Source organism: Desulfofarcimen acetoxidans DSM 771 (assembly GCF_000024205.1).
GTDB lineage: Bacteria > Bacillota > Desulfotomaculia > Desulfotomaculales > Desulfofarciminaceae > Desulfofarcimen > Desulfofarcimen acetoxidans.
Map to the genome: position 1 here is coordinate 2,275,939 of NC_013216.1, position 22,865 is coordinate 2,298,803.

At 42.3% G+C, this 22,865-nt stretch carries 23 protein-coding genes; 20 read left to right on the top strand and 3 right to left on the bottom strand.

What is annotated here, in order from left to right:
- Positions 1–55 precede the first annotated feature (55 nt).
- The 19 genes from cmk (at position 56) to larB (ending at position 18,650) form a co-directional block, all read left to right on the top strand.
- Positions 56–745, top strand: coding sequence for a (d)CMP kinase (cmk, locus tag DTOX_RS10340; RefSeq protein WP_015757633.1), 690 nt, complete (start codon positions 56–58; stop codon positions 743–745).
- Positions 742–1,326, top strand: a complete 585-nt coding sequence (locus DTOX_RS10345) for a lysophospholipid acyltransferase family protein (RefSeq protein WP_015757634.1) — start codon at positions 742–744, stop codon at positions 1,324–1,326. Before cmk ends, DTOX_RS10345 begins: the two co-directional genes overlap by 4 nt.
- A 23-nt stretch (positions 1,327–1,349) precedes the next feature.
- Positions 1,350–3,380 (top strand): bifunctional 4-hydroxy-3-methylbut-2-enyl diphosphate reductase/30S ribosomal protein S1, encoded by a 2,031-nt coding sequence (locus DTOX_RS10350; RefSeq protein WP_015757635.1) that lies wholly within the window; start codon positions 1,350–1,352, stop codon positions 3,378–3,380.
- A 207-nt stretch (positions 3,381–3,587) separates the two neighbouring features.
- A complete protein-coding gene (locus tag DTOX_RS10355; RefSeq protein ID WP_015757636.1) occupies positions 3,588–4,355 on the top strand; it encodes a DUF1614 domain-containing protein in 768 nt (255 codons plus the stop codon).
- On the top strand, positions 4,348–5,610 hold the full coding sequence (gene spoIIP, locus DTOX_RS10360; RefSeq protein ID WP_015757637.1) for a stage II sporulation protein P: 1,263 nt from the start codon (positions 4,348–4,350) through the stop codon (positions 5,608–5,610). Before DTOX_RS10355 ends, spoIIP begins: the two co-directional genes overlap by 8 nt.
- Before the next feature lie 11 nt (positions 5,611–5,621).
- Complete coding sequence (locus DTOX_RS10365) at positions 5,622–6,095, top strand: DUF3189 family protein (RefSeq protein ID WP_015757638.1); 474 nt, start codon at positions 5,622–5,624, stop codon at positions 6,093–6,095.
- A complete protein-coding gene (locus DTOX_RS10370) occupies positions 6,083–6,517 on the top strand; it encodes a DUF3189 family protein (protein WP_015757639.1) in 435 nt (144 codons plus the stop codon). Before DTOX_RS10365 ends, DTOX_RS10370 begins: the two co-directional genes overlap by 13 nt.
- Positions 6,518–6,628: 111 nt before the next feature.
- Positions 6,629–7,951: a DUF512 domain-containing protein gene (locus DTOX_RS10375; protein WP_015757640.1), complete on the top strand. Its 1,323-nt coding sequence runs from the start codon at positions 6,629–6,631 to the stop codon at positions 7,949–7,951.
- Between the two features lie 12 nt (positions 7,952–7,963).
- Complete coding sequence (gene der / locus DTOX_RS10380; RefSeq protein WP_015757641.1) at positions 7,964–9,295, top strand: ribosome biogenesis GTPase Der; 1,332 nt, start codon at positions 7,964–7,966, stop codon at positions 9,293–9,295.
- 5 nt (positions 9,296–9,300) lie between these two features.
- Positions 9,301–9,903, top strand: a complete 603-nt coding sequence (gene plsY / locus DTOX_RS10385) for a glycerol-3-phosphate 1-O-acyltransferase PlsY (RefSeq protein ID WP_015757642.1) — start codon at positions 9,301–9,303, stop codon at positions 9,901–9,903.
- A gap of 22 nt (positions 9,904–9,925) precedes the next feature.
- Positions 9,926–10,966, top strand: coding sequence for an NAD(P)H-dependent glycerol-3-phosphate dehydrogenase (locus DTOX_RS10390; protein WP_015757643.1), 1,041 nt, complete (start codon positions 9,926–9,928; stop codon positions 10,964–10,966).
- Positions 10,967–11,169: 203 nt separating this feature from the next.
- Positions 11,170–12,648 carry a stage IV sporulation protein A gene (gene spoIVA, locus DTOX_RS10395; protein ID WP_015757644.1) on the top strand — a complete coding sequence of 493 codons (1,479 nt, stop codon included), beginning with the start codon at positions 11,170–11,172 and terminating at the stop codon, positions 12,646–12,648.
- A gap of 56 nt (positions 12,649–12,704) precedes the next feature.
- Positions 12,705–12,926: a hypothetical protein gene (locus tag DTOX_RS10400; RefSeq protein WP_157862911.1), complete on the top strand. Its 222-nt coding sequence runs from the start codon at positions 12,705–12,707 to the stop codon at positions 12,924–12,926.
- Between the two features lie 4 nt (positions 12,927–12,930).
- Positions 12,931–13,410, top strand: coding sequence for an ACT domain-containing protein (locus DTOX_RS10405; RefSeq protein WP_015757646.1), 480 nt, complete (start codon positions 12,931–12,933; stop codon positions 13,408–13,410).
- Between the two features lie 3 nt (positions 13,411–13,413).
- The gene (locus DTOX_RS10410; RefSeq protein WP_015757647.1) at positions 13,414–14,721 is read left to right on the top strand and encodes a homoserine dehydrogenase; all 1,308 of its coding nucleotides are present in this window, start codon (positions 13,414–13,416) and stop codon (positions 14,719–14,721) included.
- A 48-nt stretch (positions 14,722–14,769) separates the two neighbouring features.
- On the top strand, positions 14,770–15,672 hold the full coding sequence (thrB, locus tag DTOX_RS10415; protein WP_015757648.1) for a homoserine kinase: 903 nt from the start codon (positions 14,770–14,772) through the stop codon (positions 15,670–15,672).
- A 91-nt stretch (positions 15,673–15,763) separates the two neighbouring features.
- A complete protein-coding gene (locus DTOX_RS10420) occupies positions 15,764–16,978 on the top strand; it encodes an aspartate kinase (protein WP_015757650.1) in 1,215 nt (404 codons plus the stop codon).
- 83 nt (positions 16,979–17,061) lie between these two features.
- Positions 17,062–17,868 (top strand): ATP-dependent sacrificial sulfur transferase LarE, encoded by an 807-nt coding sequence (gene larE / locus DTOX_RS10425; protein WP_015757651.1) that lies wholly within the window; start codon positions 17,062–17,064, stop codon positions 17,866–17,868.
- 26 nt (positions 17,869–17,894) lie between these two features.
- Positions 17,895–18,650 (top strand): nickel pincer cofactor biosynthesis protein LarB, encoded by a 756-nt coding sequence (gene larB, locus DTOX_RS10430; protein WP_015757652.1) that lies wholly within the window; start codon positions 17,895–17,897, stop codon positions 18,648–18,650.
- 261 nt (positions 18,651–18,911) lie between these two features.
- Here larB and DTOX_RS10435 read toward each other — a convergent pair whose 3' ends face one another.
- The 3 genes from DTOX_RS10435 to DTOX_RS22195 all read right to left on the bottom strand — a co-directional run bounded on the left by DTOX_RS10435 (position 18,912) and on the right by DTOX_RS22195 (position 21,173).
- Positions 18,912–19,538 (bottom strand): flavodoxin family protein, encoded by a 627-nt coding sequence (locus DTOX_RS10435; RefSeq protein ID WP_015757653.1) that lies wholly within the window; start codon positions 19,536–19,538, stop codon positions 18,912–18,914.
- A 248-nt stretch (positions 19,539–19,786) separates the two neighbouring features.
- Positions 19,787–21,019 (bottom strand): RNA-guided endonuclease InsQ/TnpB family protein, encoded by a 1,233-nt coding sequence (locus DTOX_RS10440; RefSeq protein WP_015757654.1) that lies wholly within the window; start codon positions 21,017–21,019, stop codon positions 19,787–19,789.
- Positions 21,020–21,023: 4 nt separating this feature from the next.
- Positions 21,024–21,173, bottom strand: a complete 150-nt coding sequence (locus tag DTOX_RS22195; protein WP_207636025.1) for a transposase — start codon at positions 21,171–21,173, stop codon at positions 21,024–21,026.
- Between the two features lie 328 nt (positions 21,174–21,501).
- On the opposite strand from DTOX_RS22195, the gene miaB reads away from it, so the two are divergent.
- Positions 21,502–22,857, top strand: coding sequence for a tRNA (N6-isopentenyl adenosine(37)-C2)-methylthiotransferase MiaB (gene miaB / locus DTOX_RS10445; RefSeq protein WP_015757655.1), 1,356 nt, complete (start codon positions 21,502–21,504; stop codon positions 22,855–22,857).
- Positions 22,858–22,865: the final 8 nt, after the last annotated feature.

Below are 22,865 nucleotides of genomic sequence, written 5' to 3' on the forward strand. Positions count from 1 at the left end.
AGATGTCGAAACTACTTTAGTATTATTGTTATTGTTCCCGTTAGGAGTGGGCTTTTTGATAGATAACATGAGCATTGCTATAGACGGGCCTGCCGGTGCGGGTAAGAGTACCGTAGCCAGGCTGCTGGCAGAAAAATTAGGTTTGCTTTACATAGATACCGGGGCCATGTATCGTACCTTAACCTTATCTGTACTGAGAGAGCAGCTAGACTTGTCCGATGAGGACAGGATAACAAAATTGGCAGGAGCGTTAAATATTAAGCTTTCCAATCAACCTCTGGATAATAAAGTTTTTTTAAACGGTGAGGATGTTACTGAGGCTATTAGACAGCCTGAAGTTTCCCGTAATGTAGCTTTAATTGCCAGGATGCCCGCAGTTCGTCAAATTATGGTTAATATACAGCAATCCCTGGCTGAAAAGGGTAAAGTGGTGATGGAGGGACGGGATATTGGCAATAAGGTTTTACCCGGTGCCACATATAAATTTTTTCTAACCGCTTCGCCCGAGGAGAGGGCTAAGCGCAGGTACAGAGAATTAATAGAAAAAGGTTACGAGGTTAGTTTAAATGACTTAGTGCGGGATATAACAGAACGAGATAATACTGACAGAACCAGGTTGACTGACCCGCTCATTCCGGCTCCTGACGCCATAATTATTGACAGCACAAATATGAGTCTGGTAGAGGTAACTAATAATATTATAAAACTTATTGCTGCCGGCAATAACGGGGGTACCTCTGAATGATTTATCAAACCAGTAAATTTCTCTGTACTGCTGTTTTAAAAATTTTACGCCGCTGGCAAATACAAGGTTTAGGTAATTTACCCGCTAAAGGAGGCTTTCTGATAGTATCCAATCATACAAGTTATTGGGACCCTCTCGCCGTTGGTTGCGCTATCAAGCCTAGAATATACTACATGGCCAAAGCTGAGTTGTTTAAGATACCGGTATTTAGAGAATTGATCACGTCTTTTGGAGCTTTTCCGGTACACAGGGAAAAAGCCGATCGTCAAGCTATTCGTATGGCCTTAAAATTGCTTAAAGAAGGCAAGGTGGTGGGAATTTTTCCCGAGGGGACAAGAAGTCATTCCGGAGAATTATTGCAGCCGCATTTAGGTGCGGCTATGCTGGCCTTAAAATCCCAGGTACCGGTCGTGCCGGTAGCGGTTTTAGACTCCAAGGGTATATTTCGCAGGCTTAAACTTAATATAGGCAAGCCATTTTATATAGGAAACCGGCAATCAGATCAAACGCCAAAAGAAATTATTGAGGCCGGAACTGAACAAATCATGTCTGAAATTTCTCATTTAATGCAATTAAAATAATATTTTAATGGTGATAGTTTGGTATGAAGATTATTGTTGCGGATAAAGCAGGTTTTTGTTTTGGAGTAAAAAGAGCTATAGATATGGCCAATGATGTGGTGCGTAAACGGGACGGACCTATTTACTCGCTGGGTCCGCTGATTCATAACCCGCAGGTTGTTGATAAATTGGCGCAAGAAGGCATCATAGCTATTGATGATTTAAAAGAAATACATGCAGGTACCGTAATTATTCGTTCTCACGGAGTGGGACCGGAAATTCTATCAGAGGTCTATGAAAGAGGTTTAAATCTTATTAATGCAACCTGTCCTTTTGTAAGCCGAGCCCAACAAATTGCCAGAGATCTTTATACAGAAGGCAGGCAAGTGATAGTTGTAGGAGACAAGGATCATCCTGAGGTTCAAGGTATAGTGGGTTGGGCTAACGGTCAAGCCCTGGTAGTTCAGAATTCTCTGGAAGCTGAGGCACTGGGGGCAATATCCAATGCAGGTGTCCTGGCACAAACGACTCAACCACTGGTAAATTTTCAGCAAGTGGTAGATGTCTTAAAACAAAAAACTGAGCAGCTTAAAGAATGCAATACCATTTGTCATGCTACCGGTGAAAGGCAGCAAGCGGCACTTGAACTGGCACGCAATGTGGATGTAATGGTAGTAGTGGGTGGAGCAAACAGCGCCAATACAGGGAAACTAGCTAATTTGTGCCGCTCTACCGGAACACCGGCTTACCAAATTGAAACTGCCGGAGAGTTACGTGTCGGGTGGTTTGCCTGTGTTGAAAAAGTTGGGCTTACAGCAGGTGCATCAACACCTGACTGGATTATAGAGGAGGTTAAAAAACGCATGAATGAATTAGGCGAAATGAATGGTATAGAAGAAAGTAAAGAGCAACTGGAAGAAATAAACTCTGCTGAAGAGGGTATGCAGGATTCAGTAGAAGTTAAAGCGCTGCACAATGGAGATATAGTAAAAGGGGTTGTAGTGCAAATAGGCCAGGACGAGGTTCTGGTAGATGTTGGGTCAAAGTCGGAAGGTTTTATATCTGCTAAGGAATTATCAAGCTTTAACATTAATTCCCCGGATGAAGTGGTCAAGATTGGGGATGAAATAGATGTATTTGTTATAAGTGCGGAGGATAACGAAGGTAGGATAAAATTATCAAAAACCAGAGCAGATGCCGAAAATGCATGGGCTAAATTGGAGAGCCTATTGGAAAGCAGTGAAAAGATAGAAGGAACAGTGAGAGAGGTTGTTAAAGGAGGTTTGCTGGTAGATGTAGGAGTAAGGGCCTTTTTGCCTGCTTCATTGGTAGATAAGGGTTATGTGGAAGACCTCTCTAAATATGTAGGGGAAAATATAACTGCTCAGGTGATTGAGATTAACCGGATCAGGAGAAAAGTTGTACTTTCCAGAAAGGCTATCTTAGAAGAGGAATATGCTAATCGCAAGGAAGAGCTGCTGAATTCCTTACAGGAGGGCCAAACAGTAAGTGGTATAGTTAGAAGAATTACTAATTTCGGCGCTTTTGTTGATATCGGAGGTGTTGACGGTCTTTTACACATATCTGAAATGGCCTGGTACAGGGTTACTCATCCTTCAGAAATTGTTCAGGTAGGTGATGAAGTAACTGTTATGGTATTAAAGATTGACCGCAATGCAGATAAGATTTCACTGGGATTGAAACAAGTTTTAGCCAATCCCTGGGAAAATGTTGATTCCAAGTACCCTGTGGGAGCGATTGTAGCGGCAAAAGTTGTTCGTTTAGCACCCTTTGGCGCCTTTGTTCAATTAGAACCAGGTGTAGAAGGTTTGGTACACATTTCCCACTTGGCAGATCATCATGTTGAAAAACCTGAGGATGTTGTGAGTGAGGGTGAAGAAGTTAATGTGAAGGTTTTAAGCGTTGACACACAGGAAAAGCGTATTCGTCTCTCCATTAAAGAAGTGACCAAGAAAGTTAAAGAAGAAAAACCGGTACAAAACTATGAAAGCAATAGCCAAGGTTCAGGAGAAATCACTATTGGTGAAATTTTAGGAGCCAGTCTAAAAAAATAACCTTTAAATTAAACCTAATATTTTGTTCTGTAGAGCGGCGTTTCAGCCGCTTTTTTTTATTCCAGAAAATTATGCTTATGATGGATCTGCGGGCACCACAGAGAACCTGAAAAGCAGGATGCAACTTTCTGGTTTGTTGTATAATCTCAGTGTTTGTGGATACGATAATGACTGCATATTTTAAAATATTAAGAGGGAGGTAAACTAATGACAAGGTTTCCAATTGGCATTACAGCCCTGTTTATTGTATCCATTTTAATATATCTGGGACTTGCGCAAAGAGTGTTGGACCGGATGAGATTATCTGATAAAGAAGCACTGGCACTTATTGCAGCAATTATTATAGGCAGTTTTATTAGTATTCCTATACCAATTGGGCGTTTTGCCACATCTGTCAATCTGGGTGGAGCAGTGGTTCCGGTAGGGCTGGCTCTATACCTTTTAAGTAAGGCCGGTACAGCTAAAGAATGGCTGAGAGCATTGGTTGCCACAGCTATTACAGCATTTGCAGTTTATTACCTGGCGGCGTTAATTAATTCCGGCATCAGTGAACCGGCGGGGAAATACGCTTTTATGGATGCCATATATCTCTATCCTCTGGTAGGAGGTCTGGTTGCTTATTTGGCCGGACGCTCGCGGCGTTCCGCTTTTATTTCAGCAACCCTCGGAGTACTGGTTGTCGATATAATTCATTATTTCTGGTTAGTATCAGCCGGGGCACCGGCCGGTACACCTGTAAATATCGGCGGAGCGGGAGCTTTTGACGCCATTGTTTTATCCGGTGTGTTTGCGGTACTTTTAGCGGAAATTATCGGTGAGTTTAGGGAAAGACTGCAGGGAGGACCAAAAGTTAAAGGCAGATCAGATGAGTTGCTGGCGGGTTTAAGAAAACCCGGTGTTGAGCAGGATAAATTTACTGCTAAAAAGGAAATCAACCGTCCGGACCAGGGTGAGGAGGTTTCGAAGGATGAATAAAATCTTTAAAATTAGCGTTCTAAGTCTGGCGTTGTTAGGTATAGCTCTTTTGTCATTTTCGGTAATTTCTCCAAACAAGAGCATTCCGACCTGGAATATAAGCTCTGTTTTCAGTAAAGATTATCCCGATCATTTGACGGATAAAGCAATGGTTATTCTGGATCAGAATAACCAGGAAATAAGCAGGGCTGCCCGCAATGTGTCCACAGGAGATGAGATTTACAAGCCGGACGGTAAAAGTTATAAAGTGGTGCGGGTGGAAGGTGAAAAAGCCTATGCCAAGTATTTGGGCCGCGATAAAGAATTAGTGGCCTGGCAAGAATTTTTTAATAATTATGAGGTACCTGTAACCTCTAAGACAGAAAAGGATAATGTGGGAATTTATCACACCCATACCGATGAATCTTATGTACCGACAGACGGGAAGGCCGCTATCCCTTTTAAGGGAGGCATTTACCAGGTTGGCAGCGCTTTGGTGAACAGTCTGAAATCAAACGATACCAATGTTATATGGGATAAAACACCTCATGATCCTCATGACAATAACGCTTATATACGTTCGAGAAGAACAGCCACCAATCTAATGAAAAACAATCCTGTGGCTATATTTGATGTACACAGGGACGGCATACCGGACCCTGACTATTATAAAAAACAGGTTAGCGGACAAACTGTGGCCCAACTGCGCCTGGTTATCGGCAGACAAAATCCTAAAGTAAGTTCTAATACAGATTTTGCAAAAAGGTTAATGGCCTATGCCAATAAAGTACATCCAAATATTGTTAAGGAAATTTATATGGGCAAAGGCAATTACAATCAAGATCTCATGTCAACAGCCTTATTAGTGGAGGCAGGTACACATACCAACAGTAAAGTCGAAGCTGAAAAAGGAATTTCCATGCTTGCGGATGCCGTACCTGTGGTTTTAGGAGTCAATAAACCCGCCAAGCCGGAACCTACAGGCGCAACCGGAAGCTGGAAAGCGCTGGGCTGGATTTTAGCCATTACCATCCTTGGTGCCGGAGCATTTTTGATTATCGGTTCCGGCAGCCTTAAAAATGCCGGTACCAGGTTGCGTAAATTTGGCGGCAATGAAATGGCCAATTATTTTGGGCCGCCATATATGCTGAAAAAACCTGTACATAAAAAAATAGTGACGGAAGATAAAAAAGAACTGACAAAAGATAAAGATAAGACAGACGCACTTGATCTTGAAGTGCTGAAAAACGCTCATGATGATATAAGCAAAGACTGACAGGCAGAAAAATGAAAATAATATATCATTGTTTCGGAGGAGCTCACTCATCCGTTACTGCTGCGGCTATTCACCTTGGACAACTGCCTGAGGATACTATACCAAATGGCAGTGAATTTACAAAATTGGCATTCTATGATGTACAAAAAAGAATTACCCACGGCAATTTATACTTGTCAGGTATTGACAGCGGCAATAATCAAATATATATCCTTGGCAGGCGTGGCAAGTCACAAGCAGTAAGTAATCTGGCTGAAGATTTAATGCGAGCCTTAGGTGCTGATAAAGAGAATATTATGCTGGTTAATGCGGCAAAGCATGTAAACCTAACTATGAGAATCGGAGGGTTGCTTTCAAGGCATCTCGGTATGGTAAAGTGGGGAAGACCTATAGTTATTTGGGGTACTCAAAAAGCCTATCCTTACCTGGCCGATTTGGTAAAAAATGTTAGACTAAAGGTGGCCTCCGATTCATGCAAACAATAATATATTACAGCTGCAATTATTCGCCTTTGGCGCTGGTTATGGCTGCCCGAAAAACCGGTCTGCTCCATGATGAAAGAGGTCTGTATGTTTCTGATTTGAAGCAAATTGTACTTCTTAATTCAAAAGGAACCAGGGACCGGTTAATTTTTGTAGGTTTAGACAAGGATAATAATAGAATTTATGCTTTAAGCGGATGTGGGCCAAGAGAATTAATATTAAGGTTTATAAACAGCTTTATCAGTTTATGTGGTAAAAATGGTAATAATTTTACTATAACCGATTGCTCCAACAGTATAAATCCAATACTTTCCCTCAGTTGGTATTTTTTCCAAAAAAATATCTTCGGGTTCTTCGGAGAAATTGTCTGCCACTTGATTAACAAAAGTTATATCGGTGCTTCTGCAGCAATTAAAAAGTCATAATAAAACACATAAATTATATGGCGATTTCCTGTAATCCTGCTCTTTTATCTTGACTAAGCTTGGTAATTATTAGATAATTAAAGCTAATGTTATTTTGAGAGGAGGACCCTTATGGGTCAGCGGGGTTTACAAATTGTCCAAGTACTGCCTGGCAGTATTGCTGAAGAGGTTGGACTGGAGCCGGGAGACATGGTATTAAGTATTAATGATATGCCAGTACCAGATATTATTGAGTATCGCTACTTGATTGCTGATGAGGAATTATACCTGCATATAATTAAGCAGAATCAAGAAGACTGGGTTCTGGAAATAGAAAAAGATTATGAAGATGATCTGGGGTTGGATTTTGGAGATAATGCTTTTGGATCAACTAAGCGCTGTCAGAATAAATGTATTTTTTGTTTTGTGGATCAAATGCCACCGGAGATGAGAAAAACACTCTATATTAAGGATGATGATTACAGGTTGTCTTTTTGGCAGGGTAATTTTATTACCTTGACCAATTTAAAGCCGGAGGATATGGAAAGAATCGTTGCACAAAAGCTCAGCCCTCTTTATGTATCGGTTCATTCAACTGACCCGGAATTGCGGCAAAGGATTTTGGGCAATCCCAGGGCAGGTAAAATAATGGAGCAATTAACCTTTTTGGCTGCCGGGGGGATTGAAGTACATGCACAAATAGTGCTGTGTCCGGAAATCAATGACGGAACATATCTAAAAAATACTGTAAAGGATCTCGCAGCTTTATGGCCTCAAATCAGCTCAATAGCTGTTGTTCCCGTCGGTTTGACCAGGTATTGCCGGAATTCTTTAGTGAGATCTTATACGCCTAACGAGGCCAGGCAGGTTATTTCCTTTATATCCGAAATACAAAATAAATTTCTTAAGCAGTATAATAATCCGCTTGTTTTTGCCTCAGATGAGTTTTATCTTCTGGCAGGATTGCCAATACCGGTTGCTGCTAATTATGCAGGTTTCCCTCAAATTGAGAACGGGATTGGGTTGACCAGGTTATTTTTGGATAAGTGGTTAGAATTAGTTCCTTCCCTGCCAACTGGCTTGCAGAAAACAAGACGTGTTACCCTGATTTCAGGGGTTCTGGCCTCATCTATTCTGGCTCAGGTTGTTGACAGGCTAAATATGATAGACAATCTGGAAGTTTGTTTGCGCGTGGTGGTTAATAAGTTTTTCGGTGAGCAAGTTACTGTGGCAGGACTTTTAACCGCAAGTGATTTAGAGGCCGCTCTGGCGGGAGATGATTTGGGAGATTTGCTCATTTTGCCCTCAGTTATGTTAAAAGCAGGTGAGCAAATCTTTCTGGATGATATTAGTCTTGCCAAACTGGCAGGAAGACTGAAAATACCCATTGCAGCAGTTGACGGGCCTGCTGATATGATTAGAGTAATATTACAAAGCCCCGAAAAGCTACCTTAGGAGGAACTATAAGTGTCAAAACCGATTGTTGCTATAGTTGGGCGCCCTAATGTCGGGAAATCCACACTATTTAACCGTATTGTAGGAGCCCGTGTTGCTATTGTTGAGGGTCAACCGGGAATTACCAGAGACAGGCTTTACCAGGAAGCTGAGTGGTCGGGACGCAGCTTTATGCTGGTGGATACGGGAGGTATAGACTTTCAAGAAAATGATGAAATAGTCAGTAATGTGCGTCACCAGGCCAGGTTGGCTATTGAGGAAGCGGATTTAGTACTTTTCGTGGTTGATGCAAGAAGCGGTTTATTGGGCTCCGATGAAGAAGTTGCCAATATTTTACGCCGTACAGATACACCTGTTTTACTGGTTGCCAATAAAGTTGAAAATTTTTCCCTGGAGGATAATCCGCAGTTTTTAGAATTTTATAGCCTGGGATTGGGAGAGCCTATACCTGTTTCTGCTGCCGAAGGTAAGAATACCGGAGATTTGTTAGATCAAGTAATTACTCTGCTGCCACTGGAAATTAAGGATGATTATGATCCTGATGTAATTAAAATTGCAGTAATTGGACGGCCTAATGTGGGTAAATCTTCGCTGGTTAACTCCATATTGGGGCAAGAGAGGGTTATCGTCAGCAATGTACCCGGTACCACCAGGGATGCCATAGATACTCCCTTTGAGCGGGATGATAAACATTATGTATTAATTGATACTGCAGGTATTCGCCGAAAAAGCCGGATATACATATCCACTGAAAAATATAGCGTTTTAAGATCCTTAAAAGCTATTGATCGCTCGGATGTTGCTTTGATTGTTCTGGATGCGGAAGAAGGGGTAACTGACCAGGATAAGCGAATTGCCGGTTATGCACATGAAAAGGGCAAAGCCAGCATTATAATTATAAATAAATGGGATTTGATTGAGAAAGATGATCATACCATGTCCATTTTCACCAGAAAGATTAGAGAGGAAATGGGCTTTATCACCTATGCTCCGGTTTTGTTTATTTCAGCTTTGACCAGGCAGCGGGTGCATCGGGTTCTGGAACTGGTTGACTATGTCAGTGAACAACATTCTCTGCGCATAGCAACGGCCAATCTTAACACACTAATCAGAGAGGCCTTGCTGCACAATGCACCGCCCGCACCAAAAGGAAAACGCCTGAAAATATATTATGCAACCCAGAAAAGTGTTAAACCGCCCACTTATATACTCTTTGTTAATGATCCGGAATTAATGCATTTTTCCTATCTACGTTATCTGGAAAATCAGCTGCGTTTGGCTTACGGTTTGGAAGGCACTCCCATAATATTTAAACTGCGCAGAAGAAGTGACGAGGAGGGATAGGAAGAATGAATATGCTTATGGCTATTATCATTAGCTATTTGATTGGTTCCATCCCCTTTGGCTATCTGGTGACCCGTATCTGGAAAGGTATAGATATAAGAGATTTGGGCAGCGGCAACATAGGCGCAACCAATGTCTGGCGAAATCTGGGTCCGGCGGCAGGGTTGCTTGCTTTAGCCGGAGATATTGGTAAAGGTGTGCTAGCCGTGATTCTGGCCAAGTCTCTGGGCAATGAAACAACTGTTTTACTGGCTTCACTGGCCGTACTGGCTGGTCACAGTTATCCTGTCTTCTTAAATTTTAAAGGAGGCAAAATGGTTGCTACCGGTCTGGGTGTACTGCTGGCTACCAACTCCACTACGCCTATTGTTGCCTTGGTGGCATTTCTAATATGGCTGCTGTTTGTTGGCGTAAGCCGTTATGTTTCTCTGGGTTCGATTGCCGCAGCCGTATCTGTATCTATAACCATGCTGGTATTAAAAGAACCCTGGCAGGTGCTTGTTTTTGGGTTTACAGCCTCCGTATTGGCTATATATAAGCACAGCTCCAACATTAAACGACTGTTAAACGGAACTGAAAATAAAATAGTATTTAAAAATAAAAAGTGAGGGGGAGGAATAAACATTAACTATGGGTAACAAAATTGCAATACTGGGGGCTGGGAGCTGGGCTACAGCTCTGGCTGCTCTGTTGAGTAAAAAAGGCTATCCGGTGATGATGTGGGCAAGAAGTCAGGAACAAGTTACACAAATTAATAATTTTCAAGAAAATACCCGCTATTTACCAGGAGTGTTTTTACCTCCCCAATTAATGGCTTCAACAAATTTAGAGGAAGTAGTGTCTGACTGTAAAACAGTTATTTTCGGGACTCCTTCCCATGCTTTTAGAAAGATTTTGCAAGAGGTGTTGCCATATGTTCATAAAGAAGCCGTTTTTGTTAATACGGCCAAAGGTATTGAGGAAGATAGTTTATACCGTATGTCAGAGGTATTTATGCAGGAGGCAGGCACTCAAAGCTTGTCCCGTTATGCGGCGATTTCCGGTCCCAGTCACGCAGAAGAGGTGGGACAGAATTTGCCCACTACAGTTGTAGTTGCCGCAAAAGAAAAGATTGTGGCAGAACAGGTTCAGGACATCTTTATGACTGATATGTTTCGGGTTTATACAAACCCCGATTTGCTGGGAGTAGAACTTGGTGGAGCCTTGAAAAACATCATTGCTTTAGGAACCGGCATTTCAGATGGCCTTGGTTTTGGCGACAACACAAAAGCAGCTTTAATGACCAGGGGGTTGGCTGAAATAACCAGGTTAGGTATTGCTATGGGTGCTAATCCTTTAACCTTTGCCGGTCTGGCCGGAGTAGGCGATCTGATAGTTACCTGCACCAGTGTGCACAGCCGTAACAGGCGGGCAGGTATAGAAATAGGACGAGGCAAATCCTTGCAAGAAACCTTGAGTGGGATAAATATGGTTGTTGAGGGTGTTCGTACTACGGCCGGCGCACATGGTTTGGCGCAAAGATATGATGTAAAAATGCCTATTACGGAACTGACTTACGAAGTATTGTTTAAAGGCTTAGCTCCTCTGACAGCTGTCAATAAACTTATGACCAGGCTCAAGACACATGAAGTTGAAGAAGTTGCTTTAGCAGCTGTAAACTGGACGAAATGAAAACAGGAACTTACTTCTTAAAGAAGTAAGTTCTTTTTTTATTTTTTTAGTCATATCTTAGAGCAATAAAGGCATATATATATATTGTTAATATATGCCATATATAAAACGCTTTAATTGTTTTGCTTTGAGATTTAGGGAGGGATGCATTTAAATTATATGCTTAACATATTTATTATTATAGCCAGGGAGGGAGTGTGCTCATGGAAAAAATAGATATTTTCCGGGATATAGCAGAACGCACCGGAGGAGATATATACCTGGGCGTGGTTGGTGGCGTTCGAACCGGAAAATCAACCTTTATTAAGCGATTTATGGAAACAGTAGTAATACCGAAAATTGACAACCCATACGATCAGGAGAGGGCCAGAGACGAACTCCCGCAAAGCGGGGCAGGCAGAACAGTTATGACTACTGAACCCAAATTTATACCGAACGAAGCTGTGGAAATTGATATTACACCAAACCTGAACGTTAAAATACGTCTTGTGGACTGCGTGGGATACCGGGTAGAAGGAGCTTTGGGTTATGAAGAGGACGACGGTCCCAGAATGATTTCTACCCCGTGGTTTGACGAGGATATTCCTTTTCAGGAAGCAGCCGAAATTGGTACCAGAAAAGTGATATCTGAGCATTCAACTATTGGGATTGTGGTTACCACTGATGGCTCGATAACGGATATTCCCAGAGAGAACTACATGGAAGCAGAGGAAAGGGTGATTTCTGAATTAAAAGACCTTAACCGGCCTTTTATTATAATCTTAAACAGTATTAACCCTGACGAGCCGGAAACAAGTCAATTAGCCTATGAATTAATGGAAAAATATGATGTTCCTGCTCTGGCCTTAAACTGTGCTGAATTAAATCAGTCAGATATTTTAAAAATATTGGAAGAAGTGCTCTATGAGTTTCCTGTTAATGAGGTTAATGTTGCTCTGCCCAAATGGGTTGAGGAACTGGAAACCACTCACTGGTTACGGGAAAAGTTTGAAAGTGCTGTTGGCAATACTGTAAACAATGTCCGCCGTTTGAGAGATATAGATATGGCTCTGGAAGAATTGGCCGAGTTGGAATTTGTTCGGCTGGTTGAACTGGAGAATATGGATATGGGAACAGGATCAGCAACAATTAATATTGACGCTAAGAATGAGTTATTTTACCAAATATTATCTCAAGAAATCAATTTATCTGTTGAAGGTGAACACGATGTTTACAGGTTGATGAGGGATTTGAGTGCAGCAAAGAAAGAATATGATAAAGTTGCAGCTGCACTTCAAGAAGTTTATGAAACCGGTTACGGTGTGGTTATACCAACTATGGATGACATGAATATGGAAATGCCGGAGTTAATCCGTTCAGGAGGAAGAAGCGGTGTTAAATTAAAAGCCAGCGCTCCATCCATTCATATGATCAGGGCTGATATCAAAACGGAAATTACTCCGGTTTTCGGCACTGAAAAGCAATGTTCGGATTTACTCAGTTTCTTGTTTGAGGAATACAAAGAAAATCCGGAAAAGTTGTGGAGTACAGAAATATTTGGCAAGTCGGTACATGCTCTGGTGCGTGAGGGTATTCAGAATAAACTGCAGCGGATGCCGGAAAATGCTCAGGAAAAACTGAGAGAGACAGTTTCCAGGATCGTAAATGAGGGCAGCGGCGGCTTAATATGTATTATAATTTAACCGGTCAAATATGACCGGTATTTTTTATTCCAGGAAATTAAGCTTATAATGGATCAGTGGATAAGTTAAGCATAACTTTCAACGAGATTCCCATGCTGCGGCACAGCATTATGGAGAATGAAAATGATACTTCTGAGTTTATTTTCATGGTAGCACAAGTGCTTGTGGCTGCTCAAAAGTCTCTTAAGGCAACTTTTTTGTTGCTAAAAAAAGCAGATAATGATATAATGTCTATCGTACAAGGATATGTATCCATGTTGCATGGACACCAGAGGTGAAACTATGAACCCCAAAAAATTGAAGTTTTATCTGGTTCAGGAGGATATATTGCCGGAGGCGATTATAAAAACTGCACAAATCAAGGAACTGCTTTTAAGAGGAACAGTATCTACTGTAAATGAAGCTGCCGAAAAAGTAGGATTAAGCCGCAGCGCATTTTATAAATATAAAGATGGTATCTTTCCTTTTAACGATTGGAAACAGGGTAATATAGTTACTGTATCCTTGAATTTGGAACACCGATCCGGAATACTATCAAATATATTGAATACTATTGCGCAAAATAATGGAAATATTATAACTATCAATCAGAATATTCCTATTCATGGTATGGCCAATGTTACTATCTCCTTTGAAACAACATCCCTGTCAGGTGATATTGAACACTTATTGCGTAATATCAAAAATATGGATGGCGTTAAAAAGGCTGATATTGTAGCTCTGGAGGGTAAGGTTTTTGTTACTAATAATATGGGGGAATAAAATATGCAAAAAAGTCTAATCAAAGTTGCTTTGCTGGGTGCAGGTACAATTGGTGGTGGAGTATATAAGCTGCTTAATGCCAACAGTAAGATTATTGAACAAAGAATTGGCTCGCAAATCGTAGTGTCAAAGGTTCTGGAACGTAACGCCAGGCGTTGTCAGGAACTTGGTATGGCCAACAATTTGATTGCCAATTCTATTGATGAGATTATTGATGACCCGGAAATAGATATTGTTATAGAGTTAATGGGGGGCATAGATCCGGCCAGGGAATTTGTGATCAAAGCTTTAGAAAAAAAGAAGAGTGTGGTAACTGCCAATAAAGACATGGTGGCACTGCACGGTAAGGAATTGTTTGCTGCCGCTATTAAAAACAAGGTGGATTTACTGTTTGAAGCCAGTGTGGGCGGTGGTATACCTATCATTCGTCCTTTAAAACAATGTTTGGCTGCCAATCATATACAGGAAATAATGGGTATCATCAACGGCACCACTAACTATATGTTAGAGAAAATGAGTCAGGAAGGTCTGGATTTTGATCTTGTTTTAAAAGAAGCCCAATCCAAAGGCTATGCGGAAGCCAATCCCAGTTCAGATGTAGAGGGCTTTGACGCAGCCAGAAAAATTGCTATTTTAGCTTCTATTGCTTTCAATACCAGAGTTACTGTGAACGATGTTTATGTAGAAGGAATTTCTCGCATTACTGCAGAAGATATTGCTTATGCCCGTGAATTGCATTATGTCGTCAAGCTTCTGGGTATTGCCAAGGAAGCGCCGGAAGGTATTGAGGTAAGAGTACATCCGGTTTTTATTCCCGAGCAGCATCCTCTGGCATCTGTGGGAGATGTTTTTAATGCTATATTTGTAAAAGGCGATGCGGTTGGTGAAACCATGTTCTATGGCCGTGGTGCAGGAGAAATGCCTACCGCCAGCGCAGTTGCAGCCGATGTCATGGATGCTGCGCGCAACCTGAATAATAATGTACGGGGTCTTGTAGGTTGTACCTGTTTTGAGGATAAACCCATTAAGCCAATCGGGCTTACCATCAGCAAATATTATATACGTATGCAGGTTGCTGACCGACCGGGTGTTTTGGCTTCCATTGCTTACGAGTTTGGCCGCTATAATGTCAGCCTGGCTTCTGTACTGCAAAAGAATACCTTGGGAGATTCGGCCGAACTGGTGCTGGTAACTCACCGGGTCAAGGAGCAAAACCTAAGAGATTCACTGGATAAAATAAAGCTTCTGGACGCAATCGTTCATGAGGTTTCCAATGTAATCAGGGTTGAAGGTGAAGATGTAAAAGCTTAGAGACGTCACCAAAATATTAATAATGGACCCCGTTTGGAGGAACATAATATGATCCGTGTGAAGGTTCCTGCTACTGTGGCTAACCTTGGACCAGGTTTTGATTGCTTAGGTATGGCCCTGGAGTTTTATAATGCCGTAGAAATGTACGAAATTCCATCCGGGCTTTACATTGAGGTTCAAGGGGAAGGAACTGAATTAATCCCTAAAAATGAACAAAATATTGTCTATCAAGCCGCCAGGCGTGTTTTTCAAAAGGTAGGCTATACACCGGCCGGGCTCAAAATTAAACTGACCAATAATGTCCCCGTAGGCAAAGGGCTGGGCAGCAGCGCTTCGGCTATTGTAGGAGGTATTATTGCGGCCAATGTGATGTCAGGCAAGCAATTAAAGGAAAAAGATTTACTGTCTCTGGCTGCTGAAATAGAAGGACACCCGGATAATGTTGCTCCTGCTCTGCTTGGCGGAATTATTGTTTCTGTATCACTTGAAGGTGATATTAAATATATCAAAATAACACCTCCATCACAATTAAAATGTGTGGTAGCAGTACCTGATTTTTGTCTTTCCACTAAAACATCGCGGGAGGCTCTCCCGCAGCAGGTCAGCTTTAATGACGCTGTTTTTAACATAGGAAGGGTTGCCTTATTGGTAGCCAGCCTCCAGCAGGGAGAATTGGGCCTGCTCAGTGTGGCTATGGATGACCGTATGCACCAGTCATACCGCTCAGGTTTGATTCCAGGCATGAAAAAGGTAATGGCTGCTGCCAAACTGGCAGGTGCCAGGGGTGTTACATTGAGCGGGGCCGGGCCTACGTTAATTGCTTTTGCTGATAATAATATGGAACTGATTTCTAAGGTTATGAAGGATACTTTCCGGCAAAACGGCATTATGGCTAAAGTTTATATCCTTAATCCCAGTCCGGTAGGATCTATGACTTTGTGCTGTACTTAACGGGGAGTAAGCTGATGCAGGGGAGCTTCCCGATAGATACATCAGAAGACAAATATATTTTAGAGGATAAGAAGGTAGGGGAGTTTTAAAGATGCTGGTTGTACAAAAATACGGTGGCAGTTCTGTAGCTAATCCTGAGCGCATAAAAAGAGTTGCCGCCCGCATAGTTGAAACAAAACTGCAGGGCCATAATGTGGTTGTGGTAGTGTCTGCCATGGGGGACACTACGGACGATTTAATCGATTTAATGAAGCAGATTGCCGAGAATCCTTCAGAGAGAGAAATGGACATGCTGCTTTCTACAGGCGAACAAATATCCGTTGCTTTATTGGCCATGGCCATTGAGAGCCTGGGAGAAAAGGCTGTTTCTTTAACGGGTGCCCAGGTAGGTGTTGTTACAGATAATGTTCACACCAAAGCTAAAATTATTGATGTTCACACGGAAAGAATGAAGGCTGAGCTAAAGACAGGCAATATTGTTGTGGTGGCAGGTTTTCAGGGTATCAGCATGGATAACGACATCACCACACTGGGACGCGGTGGATCGGATACTTCAGCAGTGGCACTGGCGGCTGTACTGCGCGCCGGTCTTTGCGAGATATTTACTGATGTAGACGGTGTTTATACTGCAGATCCCAGAATAGTGCCGGAAGCGCGCAAACTAGATATTATTTCCTTTGATGAAATGCTGGAACTTTCTCACCTCGGGGCAGGAGTGCTGCACCCCAGGTCAGTGGAATTGGCCAAGAAATATAAGGTACCGCTTCATGTTCGTTCAAGTTTTAATAATCACCAGGGTACAGTGCTCAAGGAGGTTGAAGAAATGGAAGGCATAAATGTTGTCACCGGTGTGGCTCATGATTATAACGTGGCTATAGTGGGTATTTTTGATGTTCCCGATGAGCCGGGAATTGCCATGAAGATATTTAATGCTCTGTCTGATGCTAATATTAATGTAGATGTTATTGTTCAGAGCGCAATGCGCAATAATATTAATGATATAGCTTTTACCGTTACCAAAGATGAATTAATGAAAACACTTCAGGTAGTTAAAGACAGTCAGGAAAAAGTAGGCTATAAAGAATACAGCTGTGATGACAAGGTAGCCAAAGTTTCCATTGTCGGGGCCGGTATGGCCAGCTATTATGGGGTGGCCGCCAGGATGTTTGAAGCTCTGGCAGAAGAAAATATAAATATTGAAATGATAACTACCTCAGATATTAAAGTTTCCTGTATCATTAGTTCCGATGACACTGAAAAGGCTGTCAGGGCTTTACATAGAAAGTTTGAACTGGGAGCTGTATAACAGCAAGAATATACTGATACTAATCAAGAAGAAGTGGTCTTTTGCCGGCTGCTTCTTCTATACTTGTAAACCGGGGGCATTTTATGCGGAATAATTTCAGCGAAAAGTCAGCTAAACTAAAACAACTGATTGGCAACTACGGCAATGCCATGGTCGCATTCTCCGGTGGGACGGATAGCACACTTTTGCTCAAAATGGTCGCCGATACTCTGGGCGTGGATAAGGTGCTCGCGGTGACAACTGTTTCACCTCTATTACCCGCAGCGGAACTGATAGAGGCAAAAAACCTGGCCAAAAACATGGGAGTTGCACACCTAACCTTATCTACCGGGGAATTGAATAACCGTGATTTTATCGGTAATTCACGGGAAAGATGCTATTTATGTAAACAAATTAGGTACAGTAAGCTATTGGAGACTGCAGAAATTCGGGGCTATGATGTAATTTTGGACGGTACCAATGCGGAGGATGAACTGGACTTCAGGCCCGGTATACGTGCACTGGATGAGTTAGGTGTAAAAACACCTCTTAGGGAAGCCGGTCTATCAAAGGCTGAAATACGTATGCTGGCCAAAACCTTTGGTTTAAACAACTGGCAAAAACCTTCTGCAGCCTGTCTTGCCTCACGTATTCCTTACGGAATAACAATAACCGAGGAGAATCTATTAATAATTGAAAAAGCAGAAGCTTTTTTGAAAGGTCTCGGGTTAGGACAATTAAGGGTAAGACACCACGGAAATACTGCCAGGATAGAAGCAGAACCGGATGAATTTGCTCTTATAACGGCAGCAGCTAAACAAATAGCCGCTTTTTTCAAATCGCTGGGATATATTTATACTACACTTGATTTACAAGGTTTCCGCAGTGGCAGTTTAAATGAGAAAAATTAAATTTTAGCTAATAATGGAGTAAAGCTATGGATACGAGCAGTTTGAGAGAATTATTAGAAGATGTGAAAAACGGCCGAATTGTTCCCGAAGCGGCTGCCGAAAAAATTAAGCGATTGACTTTTCATGATCTTGGTTTTGCCAAGGTCGATATACACCGCAGCCTGCGGCAGGGTTTTCCGGAAGTTATTTATTGTGCCGGTAAAACCACAGAGCAAGTTGTGTCTATAATAAGTGTTTTGGCCGGCAATCACAAAAATATTCTGGCCACCCGGGCCAACCGATCAATATTTGAATCTGTTCGGACTGTGCTGCCCATGGCTTATTTTCATGAAATCCCTGGCCTAATAAGTATTCAAACCGAGAAGCCTGAACCGGTGGGCAGCATTCTGATTGTCTGTGCGGGCACATCGGACCTGCCTGTAGCGGAAGAGGCAGCCGTAACTGCCGAAATTATGGGCAATAGGGTAGAACGCTTGTATGATGCAGGGGTTGCCGGAATTCATAGATTATTGTTAAACGAGGACAAACTCAACTCTGCCAGGGTAATAATTGTAGTTGCCGGGATGGAGGGTGCTCTGGCCAGTGTAGTAGGAGGCTTAGTGGATAAACCTGTTATTGCAGTCCCTACCAGTGTAGGTTACGGAGCCAGTTTTCATGGTCTGGCCGCACTTTTAAGTATGTTAAACAGTTGTGCCAATGGTGTAACGGTAGTAAATATTGATAACGGTTTTGGAGCCGGTTATGCGGCTTCTTTAATAAATAAAATTAATGAGACTGCATAGTTTTAAGAAGGCTTCTTATAAAGTTTTTGGGGTAAACTAAAACATCTCGCGAATTAACCTTTCGACTTTTGTCCACTCACTTTATCGGGTGGACATTTTTTTGCTGTACAAAAATATATTTCCGAATTTTTATAACCTTTATTTTTCTATCTTGGTTGAATACTATGATTATAGTATATGACTATCCAACAGCACCTTTGGGGACAGTCATATACCGCAGCTTGGTGATTAATTGTTAAGAATTCTATTATAGTTGTTATTTTATCCTTTACCCAGCATTTTCCCCGCTACAAAAACCTCCTGTAAAATCTCCGGATAATTATTGACATCTCCCGGCAGATCTATTTTGGGATAACAGTGGGAGCCCAGGAGTTTAATTTCCAGCATACTGAAGAAATATTTGGCCACCTGCACAGCCCCGTCAAAAACGTCGGGAAAGTTGGTTCCGGCAGCGGACAGGTAGATGCCCCGCCTGGCCTTTCTTTTTTCTTCATTTTCTATTACATTGCGTTGCAAAAGAAATTTGGTTGCCCAGAATTGTTGAGCCCGGTCAATAAAATTTTTAGCTTGAGCACATATGCCCATGGAGAATATTGGTGCGGCTAATATAATACTTTCTGCTGACAGTACTTTATCATAAATTTGCATAACTTCGTCTTTTACTACGCAGCGACCGTTTTTGTTACACCCGCCGCAAGCACGGCAAGGAGAAAACTTATAATCCACCAGATAAATTAACTCAGTTTCTGCTCCTGCTTCAGCTGCTCCCTTGAGAGCCTGTTTAGCTAAAATAGCCGTGTTGCCGTTTTTTCTCGGGCTGCAGGCAACAGCCAAACATTTACGTTTATTCTCACTTATTAATTGGCCAACACTTGTATCTTCTGACAATATGATTACACACTCCTTTCTACTATGACAGAATGCATGTCTTATTAAATAGCTGCTTCTAAGCAGTTATTTAATAATAACGTGAACCTCCTCCGGGACGAGCCCGGAGGCTTCTACCCGTAAGATTTCTCATTTCATTGAGAACTGCCCTGGCAAAGCAAGGTCTTACACTCTCTCATGAGCTACAGCACTGTGTTACCACAGCCTTGGCCCGGTCCATGGGCATCTACTACTCATCGTAGATACGTTTAAGCAGTTTTTTTCAGTGCCAGCACCTTCAGCCGTGCATATTCGACCTTCTCAGGTAACTTACGGCCTTTGGTGAATTTACCGTTAACCGATTTATCCAGAATCCCGGAAGCACCGACCATATCCCGGTGCGGGCCGGCGAAACCGCACTTGCCGCATTTATAGGTGCGGCCTGTTTGCTTGGTATACTCTGCACAAGCCGGACAAGTACCCGAAGTACCGCGTTCATCCACTGGTATCAGCTTAATGCCATGACGCTTTAACTTATACTCCAGCATCCTGCGTAATTCACCGAAAGTCCATTGACTCATCCGCTGGTTGTGCTTTTTACCGCAGTCCTTCTTGCGCACGCCTTCTGGATTGCCTATATAGACGGTATTGACGTTACGCTCAAAGCACCATTTTGAAACAATAGCTGAAATGGTATGCATGACGTGCTCAATTCGGCGCTCAATATTGTTCAAAAACCGGTACTTTGCAGCTAAAAGCTTATTGCGCTGTTTTGAGCCTTTTTTAGTTTTAGAAATAGCTTTTTGCAACCTGCGCAGCACCTTATTCCTGAGCCGGCGCAGAGACCGCAGCAATCTGCCGCTCACTGCCAAAGATTTCTTACCGTCTGTGATAGCTACAGCATGTACCTCACCGGGGTCAATGGCTGCTGTAACGCCGCCCTGTACTTTTTTCAAGGCCGGTTTTTCTACCGTTACATGCAGCCAGTAAAGGTTACGGTGCCATACAAGTTGAACCAGCTTAATGACGGCTCCGGAGAGCCTTTTGGGTAAGTTAAGTATGAGTGATTCCCTGCCGCGTCCGTTGGAGAGAGTCAGCATCTTTCCTTCGTAAGTTATACCAAGTGGCTTCCAGGTTACGGTGAAAAAACGTTTTCTGCGATGGGGATAGCGCCAATCTGTAACCCCTTGTTCGCGCAGCTTCCCGGTGCGCTCACAGCACTCAAAGTAAGTTTCCACTATAGCCTGCGCCGACTGGGAATGAACACCGTATTTGCCTTTAACGAATGCTTTCATGGCACCTTCGTCGAGCCAGCAGTGATGTTTTATATAGATTGTACGGTGAACAGTGCAAGTTGTGTTCCATACTTTAGATGCCTCTCTTTGCAGGGTACAGGCCAGGGAAGTTTGCTCCGGGGTTAGATATACAGGAAATTTATTCACCAAAATGTTGATGCATTTTGACTTTGACTTCTTTGATTGGTTATTTTTACATTTGCTCACAATTTCACCTCCTTCCGGAATATTTCTGGGCTTCAATATATTTGCGAATGATCTCAGTGCTGACGTTTCCGGCAGTGCCTATATAGTAACCTCTGCTCCATTTAAGCCAGGGAAAAGCGACAAATATTCTGTTGGTGGTAATGCTCTTAAGTATCTATGATAGTTAATATTGTAGACGCAATGGTTTGTTTTTCTTTCCATAATTCAATTATACAGTAGAGGAAGTGTTTGTGTATATACTTGTCGCCCTACTGGGCGACCGCTCCTGAAAACCCACGGGACAAGCCCGTGGGTTTTCAGGAGCGATTTTCTATAAAAAATTTTTTAAAAGAACAGTTAGTCTCCTTAAACAGCAGATTGCAGACACAATAAATTAAAGCAATGAACTATAAAATACAAGCAACAAAACCGGGTAAAAAGTTGTTTAAATTCTTAATGTGCTGTATAATTAGAAAGTCCATATTCATTGAGGAGAATATTTCATGGAATTTGAGCAAGAAGCAACCGGTCATAAAAAATATCTCATTATAACCTTCGGCTGCCAAATGAATGAGCATGATTCGGAAATTTTAGCCGGGATATTGCATAATAAAGGTTACATAAAAACTGATAAACAGGAAGACGCCGATATAATCTTGTTAAATACTTGCTGTATCAGAGAAACTGCTGAGAGTAAGGTATATGGCATGCTCGGCAGGTTGCGCCGGCTAAAAAAATCAAACCCGGATTTGGTGCTGGGAGTTTGCGGTTGCATGACACAGCAGGCGGAAGCAGCTAAAAAGCTTCGCCAGCGTTTTCCTTATGTTGATTTAATATTCGGCACACATAACTCACACCTGTTATCCGATCTGTTGGACAAAGTAATGGAAAAACGAGAGCCTGTTCTGGATGTTTGGTCTGACGTCGCTCCGGTAACCGGGGAACTGCCCGTGCAAAGAGTATCCGGCATAAAAGCGCTGGTTAACATTACGTACGGCTGCAATAATTTTTGCACTTATTGTATTGTTCCTTATGTGCGAGGCAGGGAGCGCAGCAGGTCTCCGGAGGATATTCTTCAGGAAGTGGGCGGGCTGGTTATAGCTGGTTATAAAGAAGTTACACTGTTGGGACAGAATGTAAATTCTTATGGCAAGGATTTAAAAAATCCCTTAGACTTCGCGGATTTGTTGCTAATGCTTGAAGATACCGGAATTGAGAGAATAAGATATATGACCTCACATCCCAGGGATTTTTCTGATAAACTTATCCAGGTAATTGCCAAAAGCAAAAAAGTGTGCGAGCATTTTCACCTGCCTGTGCAAGCCGGCAGCAACAGGATATTAAGATTGATGAACAGGGGCTATACCAGAGAAAATTATCTGGAATTAGTAGACAAGATTCGTTGTGCTGTCCCGCAAGCCGGTATTACTACAGATATAATAGTGGGCTTTCCGGGGGAAACTGAGGCTGATTTTGCTGCGACCCTGGATTTGCTTGAGAAGGTTCGCTGTTACAGCGCCTATACTTTTGTGTATAATAAGAGATCCGGCACACCTGCTGCCAATATGCAGGAGCAGATAGAAGCAACGGTAAAAAAAGCTCGTATTCAAGAGTTAATAAAAATGCAAAATAAGATTAGCTTGGCTGATAATGAGGCTGAAGTTGGCAGAATACTGGATGTTTTGGTCGAGGGACCGGGCAAGACCGGCAATAATTTAACAGGCAGAACTAGAACCAACAAGCTGGTTGTATTTGCTGCTCAGGCAAACTTCTTAACCGGGCAAACAGTACCGGTAAAGATTATCAAAGGCAGGCTGTCACACCTGGATGGGTGTCCGGTTAATATAAAAAATGATTAGGGGGTAGA